This window comes from Pseudomonas shiyinii, from assembly GCF_056725765.1.
The window spans coordinates 2,921,887-2,944,637 of the sequence record NZ_CM161522.1; the positions used below are offsets into that span (position 1 = coordinate 2,921,887).

Here is a 22,751-nt window from a genome sequence, read left to right on the forward strand (position 1 = left end):
TCCTTCTCACTGGTCTTTCAGCAGGCCATACCGCAAGGCCTTGATCACCGCCGCGACCCGGGTATTTACAGCAAACTTGCGTAGGATATTGCTGATATGAAAGTTAACGGTCGACTCTTTACAACCCACAATCTGGCCAATTTCCCAAGAGGTCTTGCCATAAGCGCACCAAAGCAGAACTTCCTTTTCCCTTGGCGTGAGGTGGATGGACTGCTCGTCGACAGAGTCGGACTTCAGTTGGCTTTGCAGATTCATTGGACGCTCTCCGTACGTTCATAACTCGCCCGAAAGGGGCTTCGCAGTTGCTGTGCATGCACCTTACGAATGAGAGAGCAGCTCACTCCAGCACTTGGAGTTGTAAAAGCGCGCCTGACAAAAACGCCGGTCATTTACCTCGTGCGCTTTTGGATTATTCGACGTGCTCTGGTGGATTTTTCGCGCGTCTGAGGAAGGTTTCCGCCTGAAAATTGCCTGGAGTTCCACGATGCGTCCCGTTTCACCTGTCACTTGCGCTGTCGGCGTGCTGGCTATCTGCGCCTGCAGCCCTGATCTGGCGGCGGCTCCCGTGGAGCTGGACGAGGTATTGATCCAGGAACAGCAAGGCGAGCTGGAACAGGCCGCGCAGCGTCTGCGGGAAACGCCCGGCGCAACCAACCTGGTCGACATGCAACGGGTGGATCAAGGGCGCGTTGCCACCAACCAGGACGTGCTCGCCTATCAACCAGGGGTCTTCGCCCAATCAGCTGGCAACGATGGCATCAAGCTGTCGATCCGTGGCTCGGGGATCAACCGCGCCCCTGGAGCCCACGGCTCCGGGGTCTATACGATGTTCGACGGCCTGCCGCTGACCGGCCCCGGGGGCACGCCCTATGAGCTGTTCGAGCCACTGTGGCTGAGCCGTGCCGAAGTGCTGCGCGGCGCCAACGGGTTCGACCAGGGCGCCTTGGCCCTGGGCGGCGCGATCAACTATGTGACCCATACCGGCCATGACGCCGCGCCTTTGCAGCTGCGTTATGAAGTCGGCAGCCGCGGCTACGCCCATCGGCACATCAGCTCTGGCCAGGTGCTGGGTGACCTGGACTATTATCTCGCCCTGACCGATACCGAATACGACGGTTACCAGGCGCACAGCAGCGGCAGTGCCAAGGGCATTGCCGCCAATATCGGCTATCGCTTCAACGCCAATCTGGAAACGCGCTTCTACCTGCGCTACCGGGAGACCGAGAACGAGTTGGCCGGGCGCTTGACCAAGCAGCAGATCAAGCACGACCCACGGGCGGCCAACCCGGCGTACCTGACGCGTGACGACAGCCGTCCACAGCCAGGCAGCACTTGGTTGGCCAACAAGACCACGTTCTACCTGGACGATGATTCACACCTTGAGGCAGGGTTGGTCTACCACGACTATCCGATGGATCTGCGCGAGGGCCCGATGCGTCTGAAAGTCGCCTATACCGATGTCAGCGGGACACTTAACTATGTACGCCGCGATACCCTGCTTGGCCATCAGAGCAAGACCACCGTCGGTTGGCGCACGACCAAGCACCTACCCAACAGTGGGGCTTCTCAGTTCGTACGCGATGGCGACGCCTTCGGCCCCCGCAGCCGTGATTTCAGCTACCAGGGGTCGGACACCGTATTTCACCTTGGCAATGATCTGGAACTGGTGCCAGACCTCTGGCTGACCACCGGCCTGGCAATGATCTACACCCGCCGCGAAAGTGACGTCACCTACCCCGCCAACGGCGACAAGGTCAGCCAACACGACTGGGACTATGCACCGCGCCTGGGCCTGCGTTACGACATCGACCCGCAATTGCAGGTCTATGGCAACCTGAGCCGATCGGTCGAGCCGCCACACCCGTGGTCGCTCATCTGGAGCTCGACCGTTGCCACCCAGCCGATCGAAATGCAAAACCAGACCGCCACCACACTGGAGCTGGGCGCGCGCGGCGATTCGGCCTTGGGCGATTGGGACCTGGCCTGGTACTACTCACGGGTACGTCACGAACTATTGGCCGTGGAAATCGTGCAAGGTGCTCCAGCCAAGGAATTCAACGCCAGCCCCACCGTCCACCAAGGCATCGAGGCCGGCCTGGACAGCACCCTGTGGGAGCAGGCCGGTATCGGCAGGCTCTCTCTGCGCCAGGCCTACACGTTCAGCGACTTCCACTACCGTGACGACGATAGGTTCGGCGGCAACCGCCTGCCGGGCATTCCCATGCACTACTACCAGGCCGAGGTGCGCTACGACTGGCCCAGCGGGTTCTATGCCGGGCTCAACACCCAGATGGCGTCCAAGGTTCAGGTCGACTATGCCAACAGCAACCATGCCGACGCCTACGCCCTGCTCGGTGCACGGCTGGGCTGGAATTCGCCCACGCAGGATTGGCAGACCTGGCTGGACCTGCGCAACCTGACCAACAAACGCTATGCCGCCACAGTCACCCCTGGGTATGACGATCAAGGCCAGGACAAGCCGCGTTCCACACCCGGCGAAGGGTTCGCCGTGTATGCGGGTGTGTCCTACAGCTTGCGCTGACCGTTACGACGGCAGTTGCACCTGCATCCGACTGCCGGTGAAGATCGCCCAGCTGGACATGAACAGCGCGGCGATCAGCGGCCCGATGACGAAACCGTTCAGGCCAAATACCGCCAGGCCGCCAATGGTTGAAATCAGGATCAGGTAATCGGGCATGCGAGTATCCTTGCCCACCAGGATAGGGCGCAGCACGTTGTCCACCAGGCCGATCACCAGCACGCCGAAGGCGATCAGCACCACACCCGGCACGATTGCGCCGGTGGCAAGGAAGTAAGCGGCCACCGGCCCCCAGACCATGGCGGAGCCCACCGCCGGCAGCAATGAAAGAAAAGCCATCAGCACGCCCCACACCAGCGCGCTGGGAATGCCCAGCACCCAAAAGATCAGCCCGCCCAAGGCGCCCTGGGTCACCGCCACGAGCAGGTTGCCCTTGACCGTAGCCCGCACCACACGGCTGAACTTGAGCTGCAAGCGGCGCTTTTGCTGTTCGGGCAATGGCACGGCCATACGCACCTTGCGCGCCAGCTCCGCCCCCTCGCGCAGGAAGAAGAACAACAGATAGAGCATCACGCCAAAGCTCACCAGGAAGTCGAAGGTTCCCTGGCCAAAGCTGAACGCCTGGCTGGCCAGGAACTGGCTGCCTTGCATGGCCCATTTGGTGATCTTCTCGCGCAGCCCCTCCAGATCGCCCATGCCCATGCGCTCCAGGCCGTTTTGGGCGAAGGAGGGCAATAGCGTCTTGACCCCTTCGATGTGGCCAGCGATGTCCAGCTCGCCTTTCTCGATGCGCTGGTAGATCGTCGCGCCCTCTTGCACCAGCAGGGCGCTGATGATGATCACCGGCAGCACGGCGATCAGCAGGCACACCAGCAGGGTGACCGCCGCCGCCAGGTTGCGTCGGCGCCCCAGGCGCAGCACCAGGTCACGTTGCAGCGGGGCAAACAGGATAGCGAGGATCACCGCCCAGAACACCGCGCCGTAGAACGGCAGCAGGATCCACACGAAGGCGATGCTCACCAGCGCCAGGAGCACGGCCAAGGCCTTGTTCTGCAATGCGGTCTCGTTCATGGGTATTCCTCGTGGGCTCAATCATTTAGTGCCCACACCGCGCCCAAAAGTGCCGTTGATCTACGTCAATATCGCCGCGTCGAACAGGCCGTAGCATCCGCGCCTTTTGCCCCTGGTGCGCCCATGACCCTTCTTGCCAAGCCCGAATTGCTGGCCCCTGCCGGCACCCTCAAGACCATGCGCTACGCCTTCGCCTATGGTGCCGATGCGGTCTATGCCGGCCAGCCGCGCTACAGCCTGCGGGTGCGCAACAACGAATTCGACCATGCCAATCTGGCGCTGGGCATCCAGGAGGCCCATGCCCTGGGCAAGCGTTTCTACGTGGTCGTCAACATCGCCCCGCACAACGCCAAGCTCAAGACCTTTCTCAAAGACCTGGCACCGGTGATCGAAATGGCGCCGGATGCCCTGATAATGTCCGACCCTGGCCTGATCATGCTGGTGCGCCGGCATTTCCCGGACATGCCCATCCACCTTTCGGTGCAGGCCAACACCGTGAACTGGGCCAGCGTCCAGTTCTGGCAGCACCAAGGCGTGGCCCGGGTAATTCTGTCGCGCGAGCTGTCGCTGGAGGAGATCGAGGAGATCCGCCGAGAGGTGCCCGACATGGAGCTGGAAGTGTTCGTTCACGGCGCCTTGTGCATGGCCTATTCCGGGCGTTGCCTGTTGTCGGGCTACCTCAATCGTCGCGATGCCAACCAGGGCACCTGTACCAATGCCTGCCGCTGGAAATACCAGGCAACAGCGGCCACCGAGAACGCCACAGGCGAGATCGTCCACGAAGTCGAACCGACCCTGGGCCTGGGGGCACCCACCGCCCAGGTATTCCTGCTCCAGGAAGGCAACCGCGCAGGCGAAGACCTGCCCGCCTTCGAGGACGAACATGGCACCTACATCATGAATGCCAAGGACCTGCGCGCCATCCAGCATGTGGAACGGCTGGCCCGCATGGGCGTGCACTCGTTGAAGATCGAGGGCCGGACCAAGTCGCACTTCTACTGCGCACGCGCCGTGCAATCGTACCGCCAGGCCATCGATGATGCCGTGGCCGGGCGCCCGTTCGACCTGGCACTGATGGACAACCTGGAATCCCTGGCCCAACGCGGCTACACCGAAGGCTTCCTGCGACGCCATGTGCACGACGAGTATCAGAACTACCAGCGTGGCAATTCCGTATCCGAGCGCCAGCAATTCGTCGGCGAACTGACCGGCGCTCGGGTGGCCGGGTTGGCCGAGGTCAAGGTCAAGAACCGTTTTGCCGTGGGCGATCACCTGGAGCTGATGACACCTCGCGGCAACTACCACTTCGATCTGGATCGCCTGAGCGATCGCCAGCAACAGGCGATCCAGGTGGCTCCCGGTGATGGCCATGTGGTCTATCTGCCGATCCCGGAGCAGGTACCGCTCGAGCATGGCTTGCTGATGCGTGACCTGGACCCGGGGCAAAGTGCCACCTGACAACGCTGTAATCCTGCCTTCAGCTCAATGACAGCCGGTACAGGCGAGCATGGCACCCAGCGCAATCGACCACCGCTCGCGCTGCACCTGGTGCCGGCTTGCGCTATGCTGCGGGCCACACCCGCCAGGCTGCCTGCACGCCTGCGTTTGAAGAGGAGTTTCACCATGCTGCGCAAACACCTGCTCCCCCTCGGCCTGCTGGCGATTTCCAGCCTGGCCCAGGCCGCCGAGACCATCGATGTCTACCGCGACCCCAATTGCGGCTGCTGCAAGGCGTGGATCAGCCACCTGCGCGACAACGGCTTCACCGTCAATGACCATGTCGAGCCGAACATGAGCGAAGTCAAGCAGCGCCTGGGCGTGGCGCCGCGCCTGGCCTCGTGCCACACCGGCGTGATCGATGGCAAGTTCGTCGAAGGTCATGTGCCGGCCGAGCAGGTTCGCCTGCTGGCCAAGCGCAAAGACCTCAAGGGCATCGCGGTCCCGGGCATGCCCATGGGCTCGCCCGGTATGGAAATGGGCGACCACAAGGACCACTACCAGGTCATCGGCCTGACCCGCGAGGGCAAGGACGAAGTACTGGCCGACTATTGATGCTCAGCCTCGGGGCGCTGTTTCTCAGCGCCTTCGGCGCCGCCACGCTGCTGCCGTTGCAATCGGAAGCTGTACTGGTGGGGCTGTTGTTGCGGGAGCCGGCCGCCTGGGCGACCTTACTGCTGGTGGCCACCCTGGGCAACGTGTTGGGTTCGATCGTCAATTGGCTCCTGGGCCGTGCGATCGAGCACCTGCGCGAGCGACGCTGGTTCCCGTTCAACGCCTCTCAACTCGAACGTGCGCAGCAACGCTACCGGCGCTGGGGGCAATGGTCGTTGCTGTTGAGCTGGATGCCTGTGATCGGCGACCCCCTCACCCTGATTGCCGGCATCATGCGCGAACCCTTCTGGCGTTTCGTGCTGCTGGTCACCCTGGCCAAGGGTGGACGCTACCTGATGTTGGCCATGCTCACCCTGGGTTGGCTACACGGCCGGTGACATCTTTTGCCGATCGGGCCGTCAACTGACTGCTAAAGTCGCCTATTCCTACATGGCCCTACACGGAGTGCCCCCATGCTGCGCGCAACCTCCCTGGCTCTGGCCTGCCTCCTCGGCAGCCCCGTCCTCGCCGCCCCGGCGCCGACCTACGGCAAGCAACTCGAAGGTTTCGACTACCCGCATCCCCTCAAGCACTACGACTTCCAGTCCCAAGGCCAAGCGATGCAAATGGGCTACATGGACGTGCCTGCAAAAGGCAAGGCCAATGGCCGCAGCGTGGTGTTGATGCACGGCAAGAACTTCTGTGCCGCTACCTGGGAGACCACCCTGGACGCGTTGAGCCAGGCTGGCTACCGCGTCATCGCTCCGGACCAGATCGGCTTTTGCACCTCCAGCAAGCCGGCGCACTATCAATACAGCTTCCAGCAACTGGCGCAAAACACCCATGCCTTGCTCGAGCACCTGGGGATCAAGCAGGCGATCATCCTGGGTCACTCCACCGGCGGCATGCTCGCCACCCGTTATGCCTTGATGTACCCCACGCAGGTCCAGCGCCTGGCCATGGTCAACCCGATCGGCCTGGAGGACTGGAAGGCCCTGGGCGTGCCCTATCGCAGCGTGGACCAGTGGTACCAGCGCGAACTCAAGCTCGATGCCGACGGGGTGCGCAACTATGAGCGCAACACCTATTACGCCGGGCGCTGGAAGCCGGAATACGAACGCTGGGTACAGATGCTGGTCGGCCTGAACCAAGGGCCGGGGCATGAGGCAGTGGCGTGGAACTCGGCACTGATCTACGACATGATCTTCACCCAGCCGGTTTACTACGAATTCAAGGACCTGCAGATGCCGACCCTGCTACTGATCGGCGACCAGGACACCACGGCCATCGGCAGCGATATCGCCTCGCCCGAGGTAAAGGCCCGGCTGGGCAAGTACAAGGCGCTGGGGCCGAAGGTGGCCGAGTTGATACCTCAAGGGGAACTGGCGACATTCGAAGGCCTGGGGCATGCGCCACAGATAGAGGAACCGGCGCGCTTCCACAAGGCGTTGGTCGATTGGCTGGAGCGCTAGGCCCGGTCGCCGGCAGACGCCGCTATACCTGTGTGGGGCTTGCCCCGCGATTGGTCGCCAAGGGTACGTACCCTGCGCCTTCAGCTCCCACCCCAGATCAACGCCTCGCTCCAACCAAGCTCGGCAAAGTCATCGGCCCGCAAGCTAGCCTCTTCTTCGCAGAAGAACTCATCCAGTTGCGGCGGATGCACGGAGGTATCGCTGAGCATCGCATGCACCTGGCCCCGATGATGGATCTGGTGTTCGAACAGGTGCGCCAGCAGGCGCAGACGGGACTCGCGCTGCAAGCGATCCGGGCGCACGATGCTCACGTAACGCTGCAACTGGTCGTCCTGCAGCGACCGGCAATAGGCGATGAGTCGATGATCGGCCTGGGCCTGCTCGGCGAGCAGGTCGGTGCAGGTGGCAAAGGGTTGCTCTGGCTCGAAAAAGCGCTCACCGTCCGGGCCTGGCGCTTCGCCGCGCTGCTCGCATTCCAGCGCGTGCAGGTAGAACCAGTCCACCGTCAACAGATGGTTGAGCGTGGCCTTGATCGAAGGGAAGAAGCTGCAACGGGGGGCGACGAACTCGTCGTGGGTCAGTTGCAGGCACGCCTTGTACAGGCGATGGTTGGCCCAGCCATTGTTGTAGGCCTGGGTCAGCAGATGATGCGACAGCGGCTCCATGGTCGGCTCCTTCAGACGAAGCGTTGCAGTTGCATCTCCCGTAGCCGGCTCAGGGTTCGCTGGAACGGGAACGCCAGATACCCTTGAGTGTAGAGTGCTTCGAGCGGTACTTCGGCTTCCAGGTACAGGGCGACCCGACGGTCGTAGCATTCGTCGACCAGGGCGATGAAGCGCCGCACACTGTCGTCCTTGGGTGCCAGGGTCGGCAGTTCGCGGTCCCCGGCAACCACTCGTTCGGCGCCATCTTCGGTGCCACGGGCGATGCGCCCGGCCTGCTGTTGCCCCCCGAGCGCCGGGATACCTTCGACCAGGATCGCCGAAAACAGGTCGCACAGGGCCATGAACTCCATGGCTGCCAGGGGTTGCTCGCACAGGTCGCTGAAGCGACACCACACAACGGCGTCGCTGCGTCGTACCACGTTGACTTGGCGAACGCCGATCGACAGGGGCGCCTCGGTGCCGGCATCGCCTTGGCTCAGTTGGTGAAACATTGCAGGCAGAGCACTGGGTCGCCCCGGTTCGGCCACCCAGTAGCGCGGGTGCGACGCACCGGGGTGCAGGCGATGGTCCTGTTCACCGGCCACGGGCAGGACGCGCATATGCCGCTCGATGGCAGCGATGGCCGGCAGGAAGCGCTCGCGGTTGAAGCCGTCGCGGTAGAGCTGCTCGGGAGGCTGGTTGGACGTCGCCACGACCACCACGCCCTGGTCGAACAGGGTCTGGAACAGACGGCCCAAGATGATCGCGTCGCCAATATCGCTGACGAACAGCTCATCGAAGCACAACACGCGGATCTCTTGCGCCAATGCCCGGGCCAACGCCTGCAACGGGTCGGCAGTGCCGTTGAGCTGGAACAGCCGTTGATGCACCCAGGCCATGAAATGGTGGAAATGCTGGCGCCGCGCCGGTATTTGCAGGGCTCGATGGAACTGGTCCATCAGCCAGGTCTTGCCACGCCCGACCGGGCCCCAGAGATAGACCCCCTGTGTGGGCCGGCCCTGGCGCAGTGCCTCGAAGCAGGCCTGGAGCTCGCCAACTGCCAGGGCCTGGGCGGCATCGGGGACGAATCCATCCGCGTCCAGTGCCTGACGGTAGAGGGTTTGCGGGTCGAGTGACATGCTGGATGCCCCTGGGCAAAAGCGCCATGGTACCCGGCGCAGCAGCCCTATGGGCAGCCGATTTACAGCATCCAGGGCCGGTGGCTTGTCAGTGCTCGCTCAAGCCGACCTTGAGCAACGCGCCATCTTCGGCGTCGGTCAATAGATACAGGTAGCCATCCGGCCCTACACGCACGTCACGGATGCGTGCCTCCAACTCCCCGAGCAGGCGCTCCTGGTGAACCACCTTGTCGCCGTCGAGCTGCAAGCGGATCAGTTCGCGGGATACCAGCGCGCCGATGAACAGGTTATGGTCCCAAGCCTTGAAGGTCGGGCTGTCATAGAAGGCCATGCCGCTGATGCCCGGCGATTTTTCCCATACATGGTGCGGGGGCTGGGTGCCCTCCGCATGCGTGCCCTTGGCCTCAGGAATTGGCAGCAACGAATAGTTGATTCCGTGGGTGGCGATCGGCCACCCATAGTTCTTGCCCGGTTGCGGGATGTTGATTTCGTCGCCCCCTCGGGGGCCGTGTTCATGGGTCCATAGCTGGCCGGTCCAGGGGTTGAGAGCGGCGCCCTGCTGGTTGCGATGGCCGTAGGACCAGATTTCTGGCCGCACATTGGCCTGGCCAACGAAGGGGTTGTCCTTGGGCACTTCGCCATCCGGCAGAATCCGTACGATCTTGCCCTGCAGTTTGTCCAAGTCCTGGGCGGTGGCGCGCTGGTTGTTCTCCCCCAAGGCGACGAACAAGTAGCCGTCATGATCGAATACCAGCCGCGAACCGAAGTGGATGCCATCGGACAGCTTGGGCTGCTGGCGGAAGATCACAGTGAAGTTCTCAAGGCGGGCCAGGTCCTGGGACAGTTGGCCGCGACCGACCGCAGTACCGCCCTTGCCATCGGCGCCCTGCTCGGCAAACGACAGGTAGACCGTGCGATCCTTGGCGAACTCCGGTGACAGTGCGACATCTAGCAGGCCACCCTGCCCTTCGGCCCAGACCTTGGGTACGCCGCTCAAGGCCGGACCGACCTTGCCGTCCGGGCTGACCACGCGCAGGTTGCCGGGCCGCTCAGTGACCAGCATGCCCTTGCCTTCGGGTAGGAAGGCCAAGGCCCAGGGATGATGTAGACCATCGGCTACAGTACTGACGGTCAGCTGGCCTTCCTCGCTGGGCAATTGGCGTTCGGAGGCGGCCTGTGCCAACAGCGGCATCAGGGCTGAAATGGCCAAGGCGGTAAACCAGGTGCGTGACTTCATGCTCGGGTCCTTCCAGGTGGCGGCTCAGGGCAGGCGTTGGCTATCCCGTGGTGGCCGGGCGGGTTCCAGGTTGGGCACGCGCTGCTCGCGGCGCAGGTTTTCGCCATTGCCGATGCCGCGGTTATCCAGGGTTGGCGGCCGCGGGTTGGGTTGCGTCGACGGCCCTCGGATCGGCGGCGCCGCAGGCATGCTGCCCTGGCGGCTGTTGGGGTTGGCGCGTTGGATCGGGCTGTTGTAGGGGTTGTTTCTGTCGCTGGCGATGAACAGCGGTTGCGGCAAGGGCGCAGCTGGCAGCGGCAGGCTCAGCATCAGCCCGATGGCCAGGACCGGCAGTGTCGAATGCATGCTTCACCTCCTTTGCGAAAAGGCGCGCCCAAACATTGGATAGCCTAAGACGTGACAGGTTCGCGGCGAAAGAGCGAATAACGGTAGAGATGATTCCTGATATTTCAGTATGGCGCGTGGAGCCCGCTGCGCAGCGCCGAATCATGCCTCGTGCTTTCAACGTTCGCTTGGTTTTGCCACACTGCAGTTTCGACCTGGATACAAGGCACATGCCATGAGCTTGCGACCAAGCCGTTTCTGGCTGACTATCCTGCTTGCCTGTACGCTCAACGCCTGCGCGCTGTTCCAGCCCAGGGACCCGTTGAACATCAGCGTGGTCGGCATCGAGCCACTCCCGTCCCAGGAGCTGGAAATGCGCATGGCGGTAAAGATCCGCGTGCAGAACCCGAACGAGAAGCCGGTCGACTTCAATGGCATTGCATTGAATCTTGAGGTCAACGACCAGCCCCTGGCAGCCGGCGTCAGTGACCAGAAAGGGCACATTGGGCGTTATGGCGAGGCGGTGGTGGTGGTGCCGGTGAGCATCACTGCCTTTGCCGTGTTGCGCCAAGCTTATGGCCTGAGCCGGCTGGATTCACTGCAGGGCCTGCCCTACGTACTGCGCGGCAAGATGGCTGGCGGCCCGCTGGGCACTGTGCGCTTCACCGACGAAGGCACACTCGACCTGCCCGAGGGCAGCCTGGTTCGCTGATCGATCAGCGGTTACTGCTGGCGGCAGCCATCATCCTGTTGACTTCGCTGCGCACCAGGCTGACGAATTCGGGAGGCGACATGCCATCGAGCTCGGCGCGGACCCACTCGGCCCATTTGCTCTTGCGCCGAGGTTTCTCGCCGATGAGCCGAGCGGCCTCGCCCTTGGCCTTGCCGAGGTTGTTCTGCCAATACTCGAATAGCCGAGCCTTTTCCGCCTCGATCTGTGCCCGTTCCTCGAAGCTTCTGTTGGCCAGATTGAAACTCATGGTATTACCTGCCGCTTGAAAATGGTCGTTATCTTACACTGTACTGGCGAGCAACCGGTACGCCGACGCAACTTTCCAGGGGCACAGGTATCCATTGCCCTGACAATCAGCGAATGAGGACGTGTTCATGGCCAGGAAAAGCGCCCCGCAAACAGACAATGAACAAATCAAGGACCAGGTGTTCAGTGAGTTGCAGGCCTTGATCGAAGAGTCGGAGCGGTTGCTGAATGACAGCGCAGCCCTGGTAGGCGATGAAGCCGACACGCTGCGTGCCCAGGTCAACCTGAAGCTGCGCCAGGCGAACCGGGCCGTGAACAGGCTGCGGAGCAAGGCGCAACCTGCAGTAGCAGCCGCTGAAGATTATATAGGCGGCCATCCCTGGCAGACGGTGGCGATTTCCGCAGGCCTAGGGCTGGTCATTGGGCTATTGTTGGGGCAGCGTCGCTGATCGCCATGCGACGCTATTGCGTTCAGGCCGCTCGCGCCATAGGCACGCCACTGTGGAAACGCAGTTCTTGGTCGGCAGAGAGGATCAACTGCGTTTCTGCCTCGCGCACCTGCTCCACCACACGTGCGATGTCCGCTTCGTCACCATATTGGTGAGCCAACTTCAGGTAGCCTTGGTAATGACGCGCCTCGCTTTTGAGCAGGCCGTGATAGAACGTCCCCAGTTCTTCGTCCAGGTGCGGTACCAGGGCCGCGAAACGTTCGCAGCTACGGGCCTCGATGAAGGCGCCAACCACCAGGGTATCGACCAGCTTGACCGGCTCGTGTGCCCGTACCAGGCGCCGCAACCCAGAGGCGTAGCGCCCTGCCGAAACCGGCCGCAGCGGCACACCACGGCGCTTCATCAAGCGCAGCACCTGCTCGTGATGGACCAGCTCTTCGCGGGCCAGACGCGACATCATGTTGATCAGGTCAATGTGCGTGTTGTACTTGGCAATCAGACTCAAAGCCGTGCTGGCAGCCTTGAATTCACAGTTCTTGTGATCGATCAACAGGGTTTCCTGGTCGGCGAGCGCCGCTTCGATCCAGGCGTCAGGAGTCGGGCAGCCGAGGAAGGCGTCGATTTCGGGAATCAGGGACATAAGCTCATAAACTACAGGCCAACGGCAGGATCGGCGATTATACCGGGGGTGACGGTAATCGCCAGCGACTATGCTTGATACACATCAAGCGGCACTGCGCGCAACGCCGACTATAGTCAGGCACTGGCCGTCACTTACCAAGGGAGCTCACGCCCATGCAAGCCGTCCGCAGTATTCTCGTCGTCCTTGATCCCGAGCATGCCCATAGTCGCGCCCTCGCCCGGGCCAAACTCATTTCCGGCGTCACCGGTGCACGCCTGCACCTGCTGATGTGCGACAAGCGACAGAACCACAGCGCCTTGCTCAGCCTGCTCAGCAGCCAACTGCACGATGATGGGTACGATAACGTCACCCATGAGCAGGCCTGGCATGACAGCTTGCATGAGTCCATCATCGACGTGCAGCAAGCCGAGGGCTGCGAGCTGGTCATCAAAGAACATCGCCCGGACAACCCCTTGCGCAAGGCACTGCTCACGCCCAGCGACTGGAAGCTGCTGCGTCAATGCCCGTGTGCGGTACTGATGGTCAAGAGCGAGCGCCCATGGACAGGCGGCGCGATCTTGGCGGCAGTAGATGTAGGCAACAATGATGAAGACCATCGCCGCCTGCACGCCAGCATCATTGACCACGGCTACGCCATAGCAGGGTTGGCCAAGGGGCAATTGCACGTCATCAGCGCCCACCCTTCTCCCATGCTCGCCGCATCCGACCCGATCTACCAGCTTTCGGAAACCATCGAGCAACGCTACCGGGAAGCGTGCAAGGCTTTTCAGGCGGAATTCGATGTTCCCGACGACCATCTGCATATCGCCGAAGGGCCAGCGGATGTATTGATTCCTTATACGGAGAAGCAGCTCGATGCCGTGGTCACGGTAATAGGTACCGTAGCCCGCACAGGCATTTCAGGCGCCTTGATCGGCAATACTTCCGAGGTGGTGCTCGATTCGCTCGAAGGGGATGTACTGGTACTCAAGAGTGAAGAGGCTGTAGCGCACCTGGCGGAATTGGCGCGCAGTTGAAATCATTCGTTGTGCCCGGTCTGTCATCCTGACGCTCCCACAGTTCGGGAAGCGAAAAGACAAAACCCCTACCTGCTCGCGCAGATAGGGGTTTTGCGAAATGAATCTTGACGATGACCTACTCTCACATGGGGAAGCCCCACACTACCATCGGCGATGCATCGTTTCACTGCTGAGTTCGGGATGGGATCAGGTGGTTCCAATGCTCTATGGTCGTCAAGAAATTCTGTTGCCAGAACGTCCAGATGGACATGCCAGCCAATTCGGATATGTGAATTTGTGATGCAAACTTTCGGTTCGTTCGTCTTCACCACCGCAATTCGCACAGCAAATTGCTTGGGTGTTATATGGTCAAGCCTCACGGGCAATTAGTATCGGTTAGCTCAACGCCTCACAGCGCTTACACACCCGACCTATCAACGTCGTAGTCTTCGACGGCCCTTCAGGGGATTCAAGATCCCAGTGAGATCTCATCTTGAGGCAAGTTTCCCGCTTAGATGCTTTCAGCGGTTATCTCTTCCGAACATAGCTACCCGGCAATGCCACTGGCGTGACAACCGGAACACCAGAGGTTCGTCCACTCCGGTCCTCTCGTACTAGGAGCAGCCCCTCTCAAATCTCAAACGTCCACGGCAGATAGGGACCGAACTGTCTCACGACGTTCTAAACCCAGCTCGCGTACCACTTTAAATGGCGAACAGCCATACCCTTGGGACCGGCTTCAGCCCCAGGATGTGATGAGCCGACATCGAGGTGCCAAACACCGCCGTCGATATGAACTCTTGGGCGGTATCAGCCTGTTATCCCCGGAGTACCTTTTATCCGTTGAGCGATGGCCCTTCCATACAGAACCACCGGATCACTAAGACCTACTTTCGTACCTGCTCGACGTGTGGGTCTCGCAGTCAAGCGCGCTTTTGCCTTTATACTCTGCGACCGATTTCCGACCGGTCTGAGCGCACCTTCGTACTCCTCCGTTACTCTTTGGGAGGAGACCGCCCCAGTCAAACTACCCACCATACACTGTCCTCGATCCGGATCACGGACCTGAGTTAGAACCTCAAGGTTGCCAGGGTGGTATTTCAAGGATGGCTCCATGAGAACTGGCGTCCCCACTTCAAAGCCTCCCACCTATCCTACACAAGCAAGCTCAAAGTCCAGTGCAAAGCTATAGTAAAGGTTCACGGGGTCTTTCCGTCTAGCCGCGGATACACTGCATCTTCACAGCGATTTCAATTTCACTGAGTCTCGGGTGGAGACAGCGCCGCCATCGTTACGCCATTCGTGCAGGTCGGAACTTACCCGACAAGGAATTTCGCTACCTTAGGACCGTTATAGTTACGGCCGCCGTTTACCGGGGCTTCGATCAAGAGCTTCGCTTGCGCTAACCCCATCAATTAACCTTCCGGCACCGGGCAGGCGTCACACCCTATACGTCCACTTTCGTGTTTGCAGAGTGCTGTGTTTTTAATAAACAGTCGCAGCGGCCTGGTATCTTCGACCGGCATGGGCTTACGGAGCAAGTCCTTCACCCTCGCCGGCGCACCTTCTCCCGAAGTTACGGTGCCATTTTGCCTAGTTCCTTCACCCGAGTTCTCTCAAGCGCCTTGGTATTCTCTACCCGACCACCTGTGTCGGTTTGGGGTACGGTTCCCAGTTATCTGAAGCTTAGGAGCTTTTCTTGGAAGCATGGCATCAACCACTTCGTCGCCTAATGGCAACTCGTCATCAGCTCTCGGCCTGGAAATCCCGGATTTGCCTAAGATTTCAGCCTACCACCTTAAACTTGGACAACCAACGCCAAGCTGGCCTAGCCTTCTCCGTCCCTCCATCGCAATAACTGGAAGTACAGGAATATTAACCTGTTTTCCATCGACTACGCTTTTCAGCCTCGCCTTAGGGACCGACTAACCCTGCGTCGATTAACGTTGCGCAGGAAACCTTGGTCTTTCGGCGTGCGAGTTTTTCACTCGCATTGTCGTTACTCATGTCAGCATTCGCACTTCTGATACCTCCAGCAAGCTTCTCAACTCACCTTCACAGGCTTACAGAACGCTCCTCTACCGCATCACCCTAAGGTGATACCCGTAGCTTCGGTGCATGGTTTGAGCCCCGTTACATCTTCCGCGCAGGCCGACTCGACTAGTGAGCTATTACGCTTTCTTTAAAGGATGGCTGCTTCTAAGCCAACCTCCTAGCTGTCTAAGCCTTCCCACATCGTTTCCCACTTAACCATGACTTTGGGACCTTAGCTGACGGTCTGGGTTGTTTCCCTTTTCACGACGGACGTTAGCACCCGCCGTGTGTCTCCCATGCTCGGCACTTCCAGGTATTCGGAGTTTGCATCGGTTTGGTAAGTCGGGATGACCCCCTAGCCGAAACAGTGCTCTACCCCCTGGAGTGATACATGAGGCGCTACCTAAATAGCTTTCGAGGAGAACCAGCTATCTCCGAGCTTGATTAGCCTTTCACTCCGATCCACAGGTCATCCGCTAACTTTTCAACGGTAGTCGGTTCGGTCCTCCAGTCAGTGTTACCTAACCTTCAACCTGCCCATGGATAGATCGCCCGGTTTCGGGTCTATACCCAGCGACTAAACGCCCTATTAAGACTCGCTTTCGCTACGCCTCCCCTATTCGGTTAAGCTCGCCACTGAATATAAGTCGCTGACCCATTATACAAAAGGTACGCAGTCACCTAACAAAGTAGGCTCCCACTGCTTGTACGCATACGGTTTCAGGTTCTATTTCACTCCCCTCTCCGGGGTTCTTTTCGCCTTTCCCTCACGGTACTGGTTCACTATCGGTCAGTCAGTAGTATTTAGCCTTGGAGGATGGTCCCCCCATGTTCAGACAAAGTTTCTCGTGCTCCGTCCTACTCGATTTCACTGGCAAGAGATTTTCGTGTACGGGGCTATCACCCACTATGGCCGCACTTTCCAGAGCGTTCCACTAATCTCAAACCAGCTTAAGGGCTGGTCCCCGTTCGCTCGCCACTACTAAGGGAATCTCGGTTGATTTCTTTTCCTCAGGGTACTTAGATGTTTCAGTTCCCCTGGTTCGCCTCTTGCACCTATGTATTCAGTGCAAGATACCTAGGTTATCCTAGGTGGGTTCCCCCATTCAGAGATCTCTGGATCACAGTCTGTTTGCCGACTCCCCAAAGCTTATCGCAGGCTACCACGTCTTTCATCGCCTCTGACTGCCAAGGCATCCACCGTATGCGCTTCTTCACTTGACCATATAACCCCAAGCAATCTGGTTATACTGTGAAGACGACATTCGCCGAAAATTCGCATGTCGCGCGTTCGCGCAGAACTCACAAATTTTACCTTAGCCTGATGGCCCACCAGTGAAAGTGGTCATCAGTCTATCTATCACATATCCGAATTTTTAAAGAACGATCTGACAAAAGTCAGAAATCAACATTCACAGCGGAATGCTCATTTCTAAGTTCTGCAGGTAACTGCGTAGCAAAGCAAATGGTGGAGCCAAGCGGGATCGAACCGCTGACCTCCTGCGTGCAAGGCAGGCGCTCTCCCAGCTGAGCTATGGCCCCGTCGTCTCTGCACCCAGCGAATGGTAGGTCTGGGCAGATTTGAACTGCCGACCTCACCCTTATCAGGGGTGCGCTCTAACCAACTGAGCTACAGACCTATAACAGGGTCGCGTTACAGCATCGTCTTCTTCAAGGAATCAAGCAATTCGTGTGGGAGCTCATCAGCAGGCTGATGTCTTCGATTAAGGAGGTGATCCAGCCGCAGGTTCCCCTACGGCTACCTTGTTACGACTTCACCCCAGTCATGAATCACACCGTGGTAACCGTCCTCCCGAAGGTTAGACTAGCTACTTCTGGTGCAACCCACTCCCATGGTGTGACGGGCGGTGTGTACAAGGCCCGGGAACGTATTCACCGCGACATTCTGATTCGCGATTACTAGCGATTCCGACTTCACGCAGTCGAGTTGCAGACTGCGATCCGGACTACGATCGGTTTTGTGAGATTAGCTCCACCTCGCGGCTTGGCAACCCTCTGTACCGACCATTGTAGCACGTGTGTAGCCCAGGCCGTAAGGGCCATGATGACTTGACGTCATCCCCACCTTCCTCCGGTTTGTCACCGGCAGTCTCCTTAGAGTGCCCACCATAACGTGCTGGTAACTAAGGACAAGGGTTGCGCTCGTTACGGGACTTAACCCAACATCTCACGACACGAGCTGACGACAGCCATGCAGCACCTGTGTCAGAGTTCCCGAAGGCACCAATCCATCTCTGGAAAGTTCTCTGCATGTCAAGGCCTGGTAAGGTTCTTCGCGTTGCTTCGAATTAAACCACATGCTCCACCGCTTGTGCGGGCCCCCGTCAATTCATTTGAGTTTTAACCTTGCGGCCGTACTCCCCAGGCGGTCAACTTAATGCGTTAGCTGCGCCACTAAAATCTCAAGGATTCCAACGGCTAGTTGACATCGTTTACGGCGTGGACTACCAGGGTATCTAATCCTGTTTGCTCCCCACGCTTTCGCACCTCAGTGTCAGTATCAGTCCAGGTGGTCGCCTTCGCCACTGGTGTTCCTTCCTATATCTACGCATTTCACCGCTACACAGGAAATTCCACCACCCTCTACCATACTCTAGCTCGCCAGTTTTGGATGCAGTTCCCAGGTTGAGCCCGGGGCTTTCACATCCAACTTAACGAACCACCTACGCGCGCTTTACGCCCAGTAATTCCGATTAACGCTTGCACCCTCTGTATTACCGCGGCTGCTGGCACAGAGTTAGCCGGTGCTTATTCTGTCGGTAACGTCAAAACAGCAAGGTATTAACTTACTGCCCTTCCTCCCAACTTAAAGTGCTTTACAATCCGAAGACCTTCTTCACACACGCGGCATGGCTGGATCAGGCTTTCGCCCATTGTCCAATATTCCCCACTGCTGCCTCCCGTAGGAGTCTGGACCGTGTCTCAGTTCCAGTGTGACTGATCATCCTCTCAGACCAGTTACGGATCGTCGCCTTGGTGAGCCATTACCTCACCAACTAGCTAATCCGACCTAGGCTCATCTGATAGCGTGAGGTCCGAAGATCCCCCACTTTCTCCCGTAGGACGTATGCGGTATTAGCGCCCCTTTCGGAACGTTGTCCCCCACTACCAGGCAGATTCCTAGGCATTACTCACCCGTCCGCCGCTGAATCAAGGAGCAAGCTCCCGTCATCCGCTCGACTTGCATGTGTTAGGCCTGCCGCCAGCGTTCAATCTGAGCCATGATCAAACTCTTCAGTTCAATACTGCTTGGGTTTTTAAGAAACCCTAAACTTGGCTCAGCAATCTCAAATGACTATGTGATTTCTCGCATGGCCACTTGTGATGCTGATAATCTTGGCGACTATCAGTCCGTACTCACAAGCACCCACACGAATTGCTTGATTCGATTGTTAAAGAGCGATTTGGTTAAGCGCTTTGCTCAACCGAGGCCGCGCATTCTACGCTTACCTCAGAGTCTGTCAAGCGTTTATTTTGAAGTTTTTCGTTCAACTTCAACCGCTTAACAACGCTGCGATCTCTCGTAGCGGGAGGCGAATCATACAGCGTTAAAACCTGCTGTCAACTGCCTTTTTCACCGCTGCCGATCTGTGAGACCGAAGCCTTCCGATACTACCTGAAGCGTTCAACTCATTGAATCTCAAGGATTTTTGCGTTTCGACTGCGTCGGAAGTGGGGCGCATTATAGGCCCCTGAAATGGCACGTCAACCGTTATTTTCAAAAAACGTTATCAAACCGCTCTTGCCGACGACAGGGCCCATTGCGCACTATAGTGCTCAGCCGTATCACTTCCATTTATAAGGATTACCCTCCTGCAATGAACAACCAGCCTCGCAGTCTGGCCGCCACGCTGTTTCCCATCGGCCTGCTGCTGATCGCCATGGCCTCGATCCAGTCAGGAGCCTCCCTGGCCAAAAGCATGTTTCCTGCTGTCGGAGCCCAAGGCACCACAGCCCTTCGCCTGGTATTCGCCAGCATCATCATGTTGCTATTGCTGCGCCCATGGCGTGCACGGATGAATGCCGCCACGCTGCGCAGCGTCGTCATCTATGGCCTGGCATTGGGCGGTATGAACCTGCTGTTCTATATGTCCGTGCGTACCGTCCCGCTGGGTATCGCCGTGGCACTGGAATTCACCGGGCCACTGGCCGTCGCGATCCTGGCCTCGCGACGGGTGGTGGACTTCCTATGGATCGGCTTGGCGATCATCGGGTTGCTGCTGTTGATTCCTGTCGGCCAATCCGGCCAGGCCGTCGACCTGGTTGGCGCAGCCTACGCGCTAGGAGCGGGGGTGTGCTGGGCACTGTATATCCTCTATGGCCAACGCGCCGGTGCAGAACACGGCATCCAGACGGCCGCCCTGGGCGTGCTGGTGGCGGCGCTGTTCGTCGCGCCTATCGGCATCGCGCATGCTGGCAGTGCATTGCTCGCACCGGCCCTGATTCCGGTGGCCCTAGGCGTCGCAGTGCTCTCCACCGCCCTCCCCTACAGCCTGGAGATGGTCGCCCTGACCCGTATGCCCGCCCGCACCTTCGGCACCCTGATGAGCATCGAGCCCGTATTCGCTGCGCTTTCAGGGTTGTTGTTCCTGGGGGAAGTCCTATCCCTTTCCCAATGGCTCGCCATTCTGGCGATTATCACCGCTTCCGTCGGGGCGACCTTGTCGATGCGCAAGGAGACCCCGACAGCCGTAGCGGCGGATTGACATGAGAAATATTTTCATTCGCCCGGACTTTTCCCATTGTCCCTCCAGCCTAGGCTGATTAAGCTGTCACAAAAATTTGATCTTTACGCTATCTACTGTACAAGACAGGGACGTTGGGGAAATTCCAGGAAGAAAAGAGCGATAACGACGGGGCCAGGCATGCTGGTCGGCCCTGCATTTAAGGACAGGAATGAAACGTATTTTGCTCATCCTGGCCATCTTGGCCATTGCTGGATGCGCCGCCACCGCCAAGACCGAGGTGAAGCGGGGGAAGAAAGGGCTGCATATCAATTGCTCCGGCCTCTCCTCCTCTTGGGAGAAATGCTACAGCAAGGCAGCCACGTCCTGCGGCAACCGCGGTTACAAGGTCATCGCCCGCTCCGGGGATACGGACGAAGAACCGGGCGACTACCTGTTCGGTATCAATCCGGCCGGTTACACCAGCCGTAGCATGATCGTCCTGTGCAAATGAACTGAAAAGGGCAGCCAAACGGCTGCCCTTTTTCGTTGATGCCCGCCCGCCAGGTCAGATCGGCGCCGTTCGGGCCTCCAGCCAGGCCAGCGCCTCTCCTTGGAGCAAAGGCGTCAACCGCTCACGCACGGTCGCGTGGTAGGCGTTGAGCCACTGGATCTCCTCCTGCCCCAACAGCTCGGGTAACAGGCAGCGCGTATCGATCGGACAAAGGGTCAGGGTCTCGAACGCCAGGAAATCGCCAAAGGCGTTCTTGCCAACTTCCCGGTTGACCACCAGGTTCTCGATACGCACGCCCCAGGCTCCCGGCCTGTAGGTGCCCGGCTCGATCGAACTGATCATGCCCACCTGCATCGCCGTCTGCGGCAATGTTGCAACCTGATAGGCAATGACCTGAGGCCCTTCGTGTACATTCATGAAGTACCCCACGCCATGACCGGTGCCATGGCCATAGTCGACCTGATCCGCCCAGATCGGCGCGCGGGCGATGGCGTCGAGCAGGGGCGAAAGAATGCCTCGTGGGAACTTGGCCCGCGATAACGCGATCATGCCCTTGAGCACCCGCGTGCAGTCCCGGCGCTGCTCGAGGCTCGGCGTGCCGATCGGTACCATCCGCGTGATATCAGTGGTGCCCCCCAGGTATTGGCCACCCGAGTCGATCAATAGCAAGCCATCGCCCTCGATCACCGCATGGGATTGTTCGGTGGCCCGATAATGCGGCATGGCGCCATTGGCATTGAACGCCGCAATGGTGGAAAAGCTCAGCGACACGAAATCCGGCCGACGCGCCCGGGCTGCGGTCAACCGCTCGTCGATGGTCAGCTCGGTGATGGTTTCCTTGCCCAGGTTCGCCTCGAACCAGGCGAAGAATTCACATAACGCGGCGCCATCGTGCTCCATGACCCGGCGGATATGCACCAAGTCACCCTCGCCCTTGCGCGCTTTGCTCAAGGTGGTGGGGTTGGCGCCCTCGACCAATTGCACGCCCCCATCCAAGTGCCCCAGCAAGCCACAAGTGACGCGCGCCGGATCCACCAGCAGACGGCTGCCCGGCGCGATCCTGCCCAGGGCCTGGCCCACATCAGCATAATCGCGAACCTCGATGCCATCTGCCGCCAACACCTGCCGAAGATGCTTATCGACCTTGTCCAGCCCGACGAACAGGGTCGCTTGTTCCTGCCCGATCAGTGCGAAGGAAACGAACACCGGGTTGTAGGAGACATCACTGCCCCGCAAGTTGAACAGCCAAGCGATGTCATCGAGAGTGGCGAGGAAATGCCAATCAGCGCCTCGCTCAACCAGCGTGCGACGCAACTCGACGAGCTTCTGCGCACGGTTGACGCTGGCATGGGGTGGCAAGTGCTGGTAGACCGCATTGCCCGGCAGTGCCGGCCGGTCATCCCACACCTGGCCCAGCACGTCCAGATCGGTGCGCAGCCGCGCCTCCTTCGCGTTGAGGCGCTCCTCCAACAGCCGAGCGGACGCCAGGGCCATGACCGCACCATCGACGGCAACCGTGCCCTGGGACCTAATGTGTTCGCCCAGCCACTCCAGCGCCCCGGACTGCCCAGGCAGCAGCTTCATCAGTTCGATGCCACTGCCGGCGAGCTCGTGCTGCGCTTGTTCCCAATAGCGGCTGTCGGCCCAGAGCCCGGCAAAGTCCGCCGTCACCACCAGGGTGCCCACCGACCCATGGAACCCGGACAACCATTGGCGCCCCTGCCAGTGCCCCGGCAGGTATTCGGACAAGTGAGGATCGGCCGAGGGCACCAGGAGGGCATCCAGCCCGTCGTTGGCCATCACCTCGCGCACACGTGCCAGGCGGGCCTGCACGCTTTGCTGAATCGGGGACTGACTGTTCATACGCACTCCTGCGGATACACCTTCGACTATTCCAGGGCGCTGATAATGGAACAGCCGGCCAAGCGCCGC

At 59.7% G+C, this 22,751-nt stretch carries 19 protein-coding genes, 2 tRNA genes and 3 rRNA genes; 10 read left to right on the forward strand and 14 right to left on the reverse strand.

From position 1 onward, the window contains the following. Nucleotides 1-6: 6 nt before the first annotated feature. The gene (locus ACXHGZ_RS13115) at nucleotides 7-255 is read right to left on the reverse strand and encodes a helix-turn-helix domain-containing protein (protein WP_224456252.1); all 249 of its coding nucleotides are present in this window, start codon (nucleotides 253-255) and stop codon (nucleotides 7-9) included. A gap of 229 nt (nucleotides 256-484) precedes the next feature. Here ACXHGZ_RS13115 and ACXHGZ_RS13120 point away from each other — a divergent pair, with 229 nt between their 5' ends. Then, nucleotides 485-2,542, forward strand: a complete 2,058-nt coding sequence (locus ACXHGZ_RS13120; protein WP_480460209.1) for a TonB-dependent receptor family protein — start codon at nucleotides 485-487, stop codon at nucleotides 2,540-2,542. A 3-nt stretch (nucleotides 2,543-2,545) separates the two neighbouring features. On the opposite strand, the gene ACXHGZ_RS13125 is transcribed toward ACXHGZ_RS13120, so the two are convergent. After that, nucleotides 2,546-3,610, reverse strand: a complete 1,065-nt coding sequence (locus ACXHGZ_RS13125) for an AI-2E family transporter (protein WP_480460211.1) — start codon at nucleotides 3,608-3,610, stop codon at nucleotides 2,546-2,548. 123 nt (nucleotides 3,611-3,733) lie between these two features. Between ACXHGZ_RS13125 and trhP the strand changes: the two genes are divergently transcribed. From trhP to ACXHGZ_RS13145, 4 genes are all read left to right on the forward strand, one after another. Continuing rightward, nucleotides 3,734-5,068: a prephenate-dependent tRNA uridine(34) hydroxylase TrhP gene (trhP, locus tag ACXHGZ_RS13130; protein WP_480460212.1), complete on the forward strand. Its 1,335-nt coding sequence runs from the start codon at nucleotides 3,734-3,736 to the stop codon at nucleotides 5,066-5,068. A gap of 165 nt (nucleotides 5,069-5,233) precedes the next feature. Then, nucleotides 5,234-5,662, forward strand: a complete 429-nt coding sequence (locus ACXHGZ_RS13135) for a DUF411 domain-containing protein (RefSeq protein WP_480460214.1) — start codon at nucleotides 5,234-5,236, stop codon at nucleotides 5,660-5,662. Next, on the forward strand, nucleotides 5,662-6,099 hold the full coding sequence (locus ACXHGZ_RS13140; protein WP_480460215.1) for a YqaA family protein: 438 nt from the start codon (nucleotides 5,662-5,664) through the stop codon (nucleotides 6,097-6,099). The genes ACXHGZ_RS13135 and ACXHGZ_RS13140 overlap by 1 nt, the downstream gene beginning before the upstream one ends. Nucleotides 6,100-6,174: 75 nt before the next feature. Continuing rightward, on the forward strand, nucleotides 6,175-7,173 hold the full coding sequence (locus ACXHGZ_RS13145) for an alpha/beta fold hydrolase (protein WP_480460216.1): 999 nt from the start codon (nucleotides 6,175-6,177) through the stop codon (nucleotides 7,171-7,173). 80 nt (nucleotides 7,174-7,253) lie between these two features. On the opposite strand, the gene ACXHGZ_RS13150 is transcribed toward ACXHGZ_RS13145, so the two are convergent. The 4 genes from ACXHGZ_RS13150 to ACXHGZ_RS13165 form a co-directional block, all read right to left on the reverse strand. Further along, a complete protein-coding gene (locus ACXHGZ_RS13150) occupies nucleotides 7,254-7,838 on the reverse strand; it encodes a DinB family protein (protein ID WP_084859198.1) in 585 nt (194 codons plus the stop codon). 11 nt (nucleotides 7,839-7,849) lie between these two features. Continuing rightward, nucleotides 7,850-8,956 carry a cell division protein ZapE gene (zapE, locus tag ACXHGZ_RS13155; RefSeq protein WP_480460217.1) on the reverse strand — a complete coding sequence of 369 codons (1,107 nt, stop codon included), beginning with the start codon at nucleotides 8,954-8,956 and terminating at the stop codon, nucleotides 7,850-7,852. 88 nt (nucleotides 8,957-9,044) lie between these two features. Further along, a complete protein-coding gene (locus tag ACXHGZ_RS13160; RefSeq protein WP_480460218.1) occupies nucleotides 9,045-10,193 on the reverse strand; it encodes a PQQ-dependent sugar dehydrogenase in 1,149 nt (382 codons plus the stop codon). 24 nt (nucleotides 10,194-10,217) lie between these two features. Further along, nucleotides 10,218-10,538, reverse strand: a complete 321-nt coding sequence (locus ACXHGZ_RS13165; RefSeq protein WP_480460220.1) for a hypothetical protein — start codon at nucleotides 10,536-10,538, stop codon at nucleotides 10,218-10,220. A 214-nt stretch (nucleotides 10,539-10,752) separates the two neighbouring features. Between ACXHGZ_RS13165 and ACXHGZ_RS13170 the strand changes: the two genes are divergently transcribed. Continuing rightward, nucleotides 10,753-11,229, forward strand: coding sequence for an LEA/WHy family protein (locus tag ACXHGZ_RS13170; protein ID WP_480460221.1), 477 nt, complete (start codon nucleotides 10,753-10,755; stop codon nucleotides 11,227-11,229). Nucleotides 11,230-11,233: 4 nt separating this feature from the next. On the opposite strand, the gene ACXHGZ_RS13175 is transcribed toward ACXHGZ_RS13170, so the two are convergent. Next, nucleotides 11,234-11,497 (reverse strand): hypothetical protein, encoded by a 264-nt coding sequence (locus ACXHGZ_RS13175; protein WP_480460222.1) that lies wholly within the window; start codon nucleotides 11,495-11,497, stop codon nucleotides 11,234-11,236. A 127-nt stretch (nucleotides 11,498-11,624) separates the two neighbouring features. Between ACXHGZ_RS13175 and ACXHGZ_RS13180 the strand changes: the two genes are divergently transcribed. Further along, the gene (locus ACXHGZ_RS13180; RefSeq protein ID WP_084859208.1) at nucleotides 11,625-11,945 is read left to right on the forward strand and encodes an ElaB/YgaM/YqjD family protein; all 321 of its coding nucleotides are present in this window, start codon (nucleotides 11,625-11,627) and stop codon (nucleotides 11,943-11,945) included. A 22-nt stretch (nucleotides 11,946-11,967) separates the two neighbouring features. On the opposite strand, the gene ACXHGZ_RS13185 is transcribed toward ACXHGZ_RS13180, so the two are convergent. Continuing rightward, nucleotides 11,968-12,585: a MiaE family protein gene (locus ACXHGZ_RS13185; protein WP_480460223.1), complete on the reverse strand. Its 618-nt coding sequence runs from the start codon at nucleotides 12,583-12,585 to the stop codon at nucleotides 11,968-11,970. 155 nt (nucleotides 12,586-12,740) lie between these two features. Between ACXHGZ_RS13185 and ACXHGZ_RS13190 the strand changes: the two genes are divergently transcribed. After that, nucleotides 12,741-13,604, forward strand: a complete 864-nt coding sequence (locus tag ACXHGZ_RS13190) for a universal stress protein (RefSeq protein WP_084859211.1) — start codon at nucleotides 12,741-12,743, stop codon at nucleotides 13,602-13,604. Nucleotides 13,605-13,709: 105 nt separating this feature from the next. On the opposite strand, the gene rrf is transcribed toward ACXHGZ_RS13190, so the two are convergent. From rrf to ACXHGZ_RS13215, 5 genes are all read right to left on the reverse strand, one after another. Next, nucleotides 13,710-13,825: ribosomal RNA gene (rrf, locus tag ACXHGZ_RS13195) — 5S ribosomal RNA — on the reverse strand. A 126-nt stretch (nucleotides 13,826-13,951) separates the two neighbouring features. Further along, nucleotides 13,952-16,844 (reverse strand): 23S ribosomal RNA (locus ACXHGZ_RS13200). Between the two features lie 242 nt (nucleotides 16,845-17,086). After that, nucleotides 17,087-17,162, reverse strand: a tRNA-Ala gene (locus tag ACXHGZ_RS13205). A 21-nt stretch (nucleotides 17,163-17,183) separates the two neighbouring features. Next, nucleotides 17,184-17,260, reverse strand: a tRNA-Ile gene (locus tag ACXHGZ_RS13210). An 85-nt stretch (nucleotides 17,261-17,345) separates the two neighbouring features. Then, nucleotides 17,346-18,882: ribosomal RNA gene (locus tag ACXHGZ_RS13215) — 16S ribosomal RNA — on the reverse strand. Together the 16S, 23S and 5S rRNA genes with 2 tRNA genes alongside form the textbook arrangement of a ribosomal RNA operon. A gap of 577 nt (nucleotides 18,883-19,459) precedes the next feature. Here ACXHGZ_RS13215 and rhtA point away from each other — a divergent pair. Beyond that, complete coding sequence (rhtA, locus tag ACXHGZ_RS13220) at nucleotides 19,460-20,347, forward strand: threonine/homoserine exporter RhtA (RefSeq protein ID WP_224456266.1); 888 nt, start codon at nucleotides 19,460-19,462, stop codon at nucleotides 20,345-20,347. Nucleotides 20,348-20,537: 190 nt separating this feature from the next. Further along, nucleotides 20,538-20,819 (forward strand): hypothetical protein, encoded by a 282-nt coding sequence (locus tag ACXHGZ_RS13225; protein ID WP_084854739.1) that lies wholly within the window; start codon nucleotides 20,538-20,540, stop codon nucleotides 20,817-20,819. Between the two features lie 54 nt (nucleotides 20,820-20,873). Here the strand turns inward: ACXHGZ_RS13225 and ACXHGZ_RS13230 are convergent, their stop codons facing one another. Beyond that, nucleotides 20,874-22,682 (reverse strand): aminopeptidase P family protein, encoded by a 1,809-nt coding sequence (locus tag ACXHGZ_RS13230; RefSeq protein WP_480460224.1) that lies wholly within the window; start codon nucleotides 22,680-22,682, stop codon nucleotides 20,874-20,876. Nucleotides 22,683-22,751 lie beyond the last annotated feature (69 nt).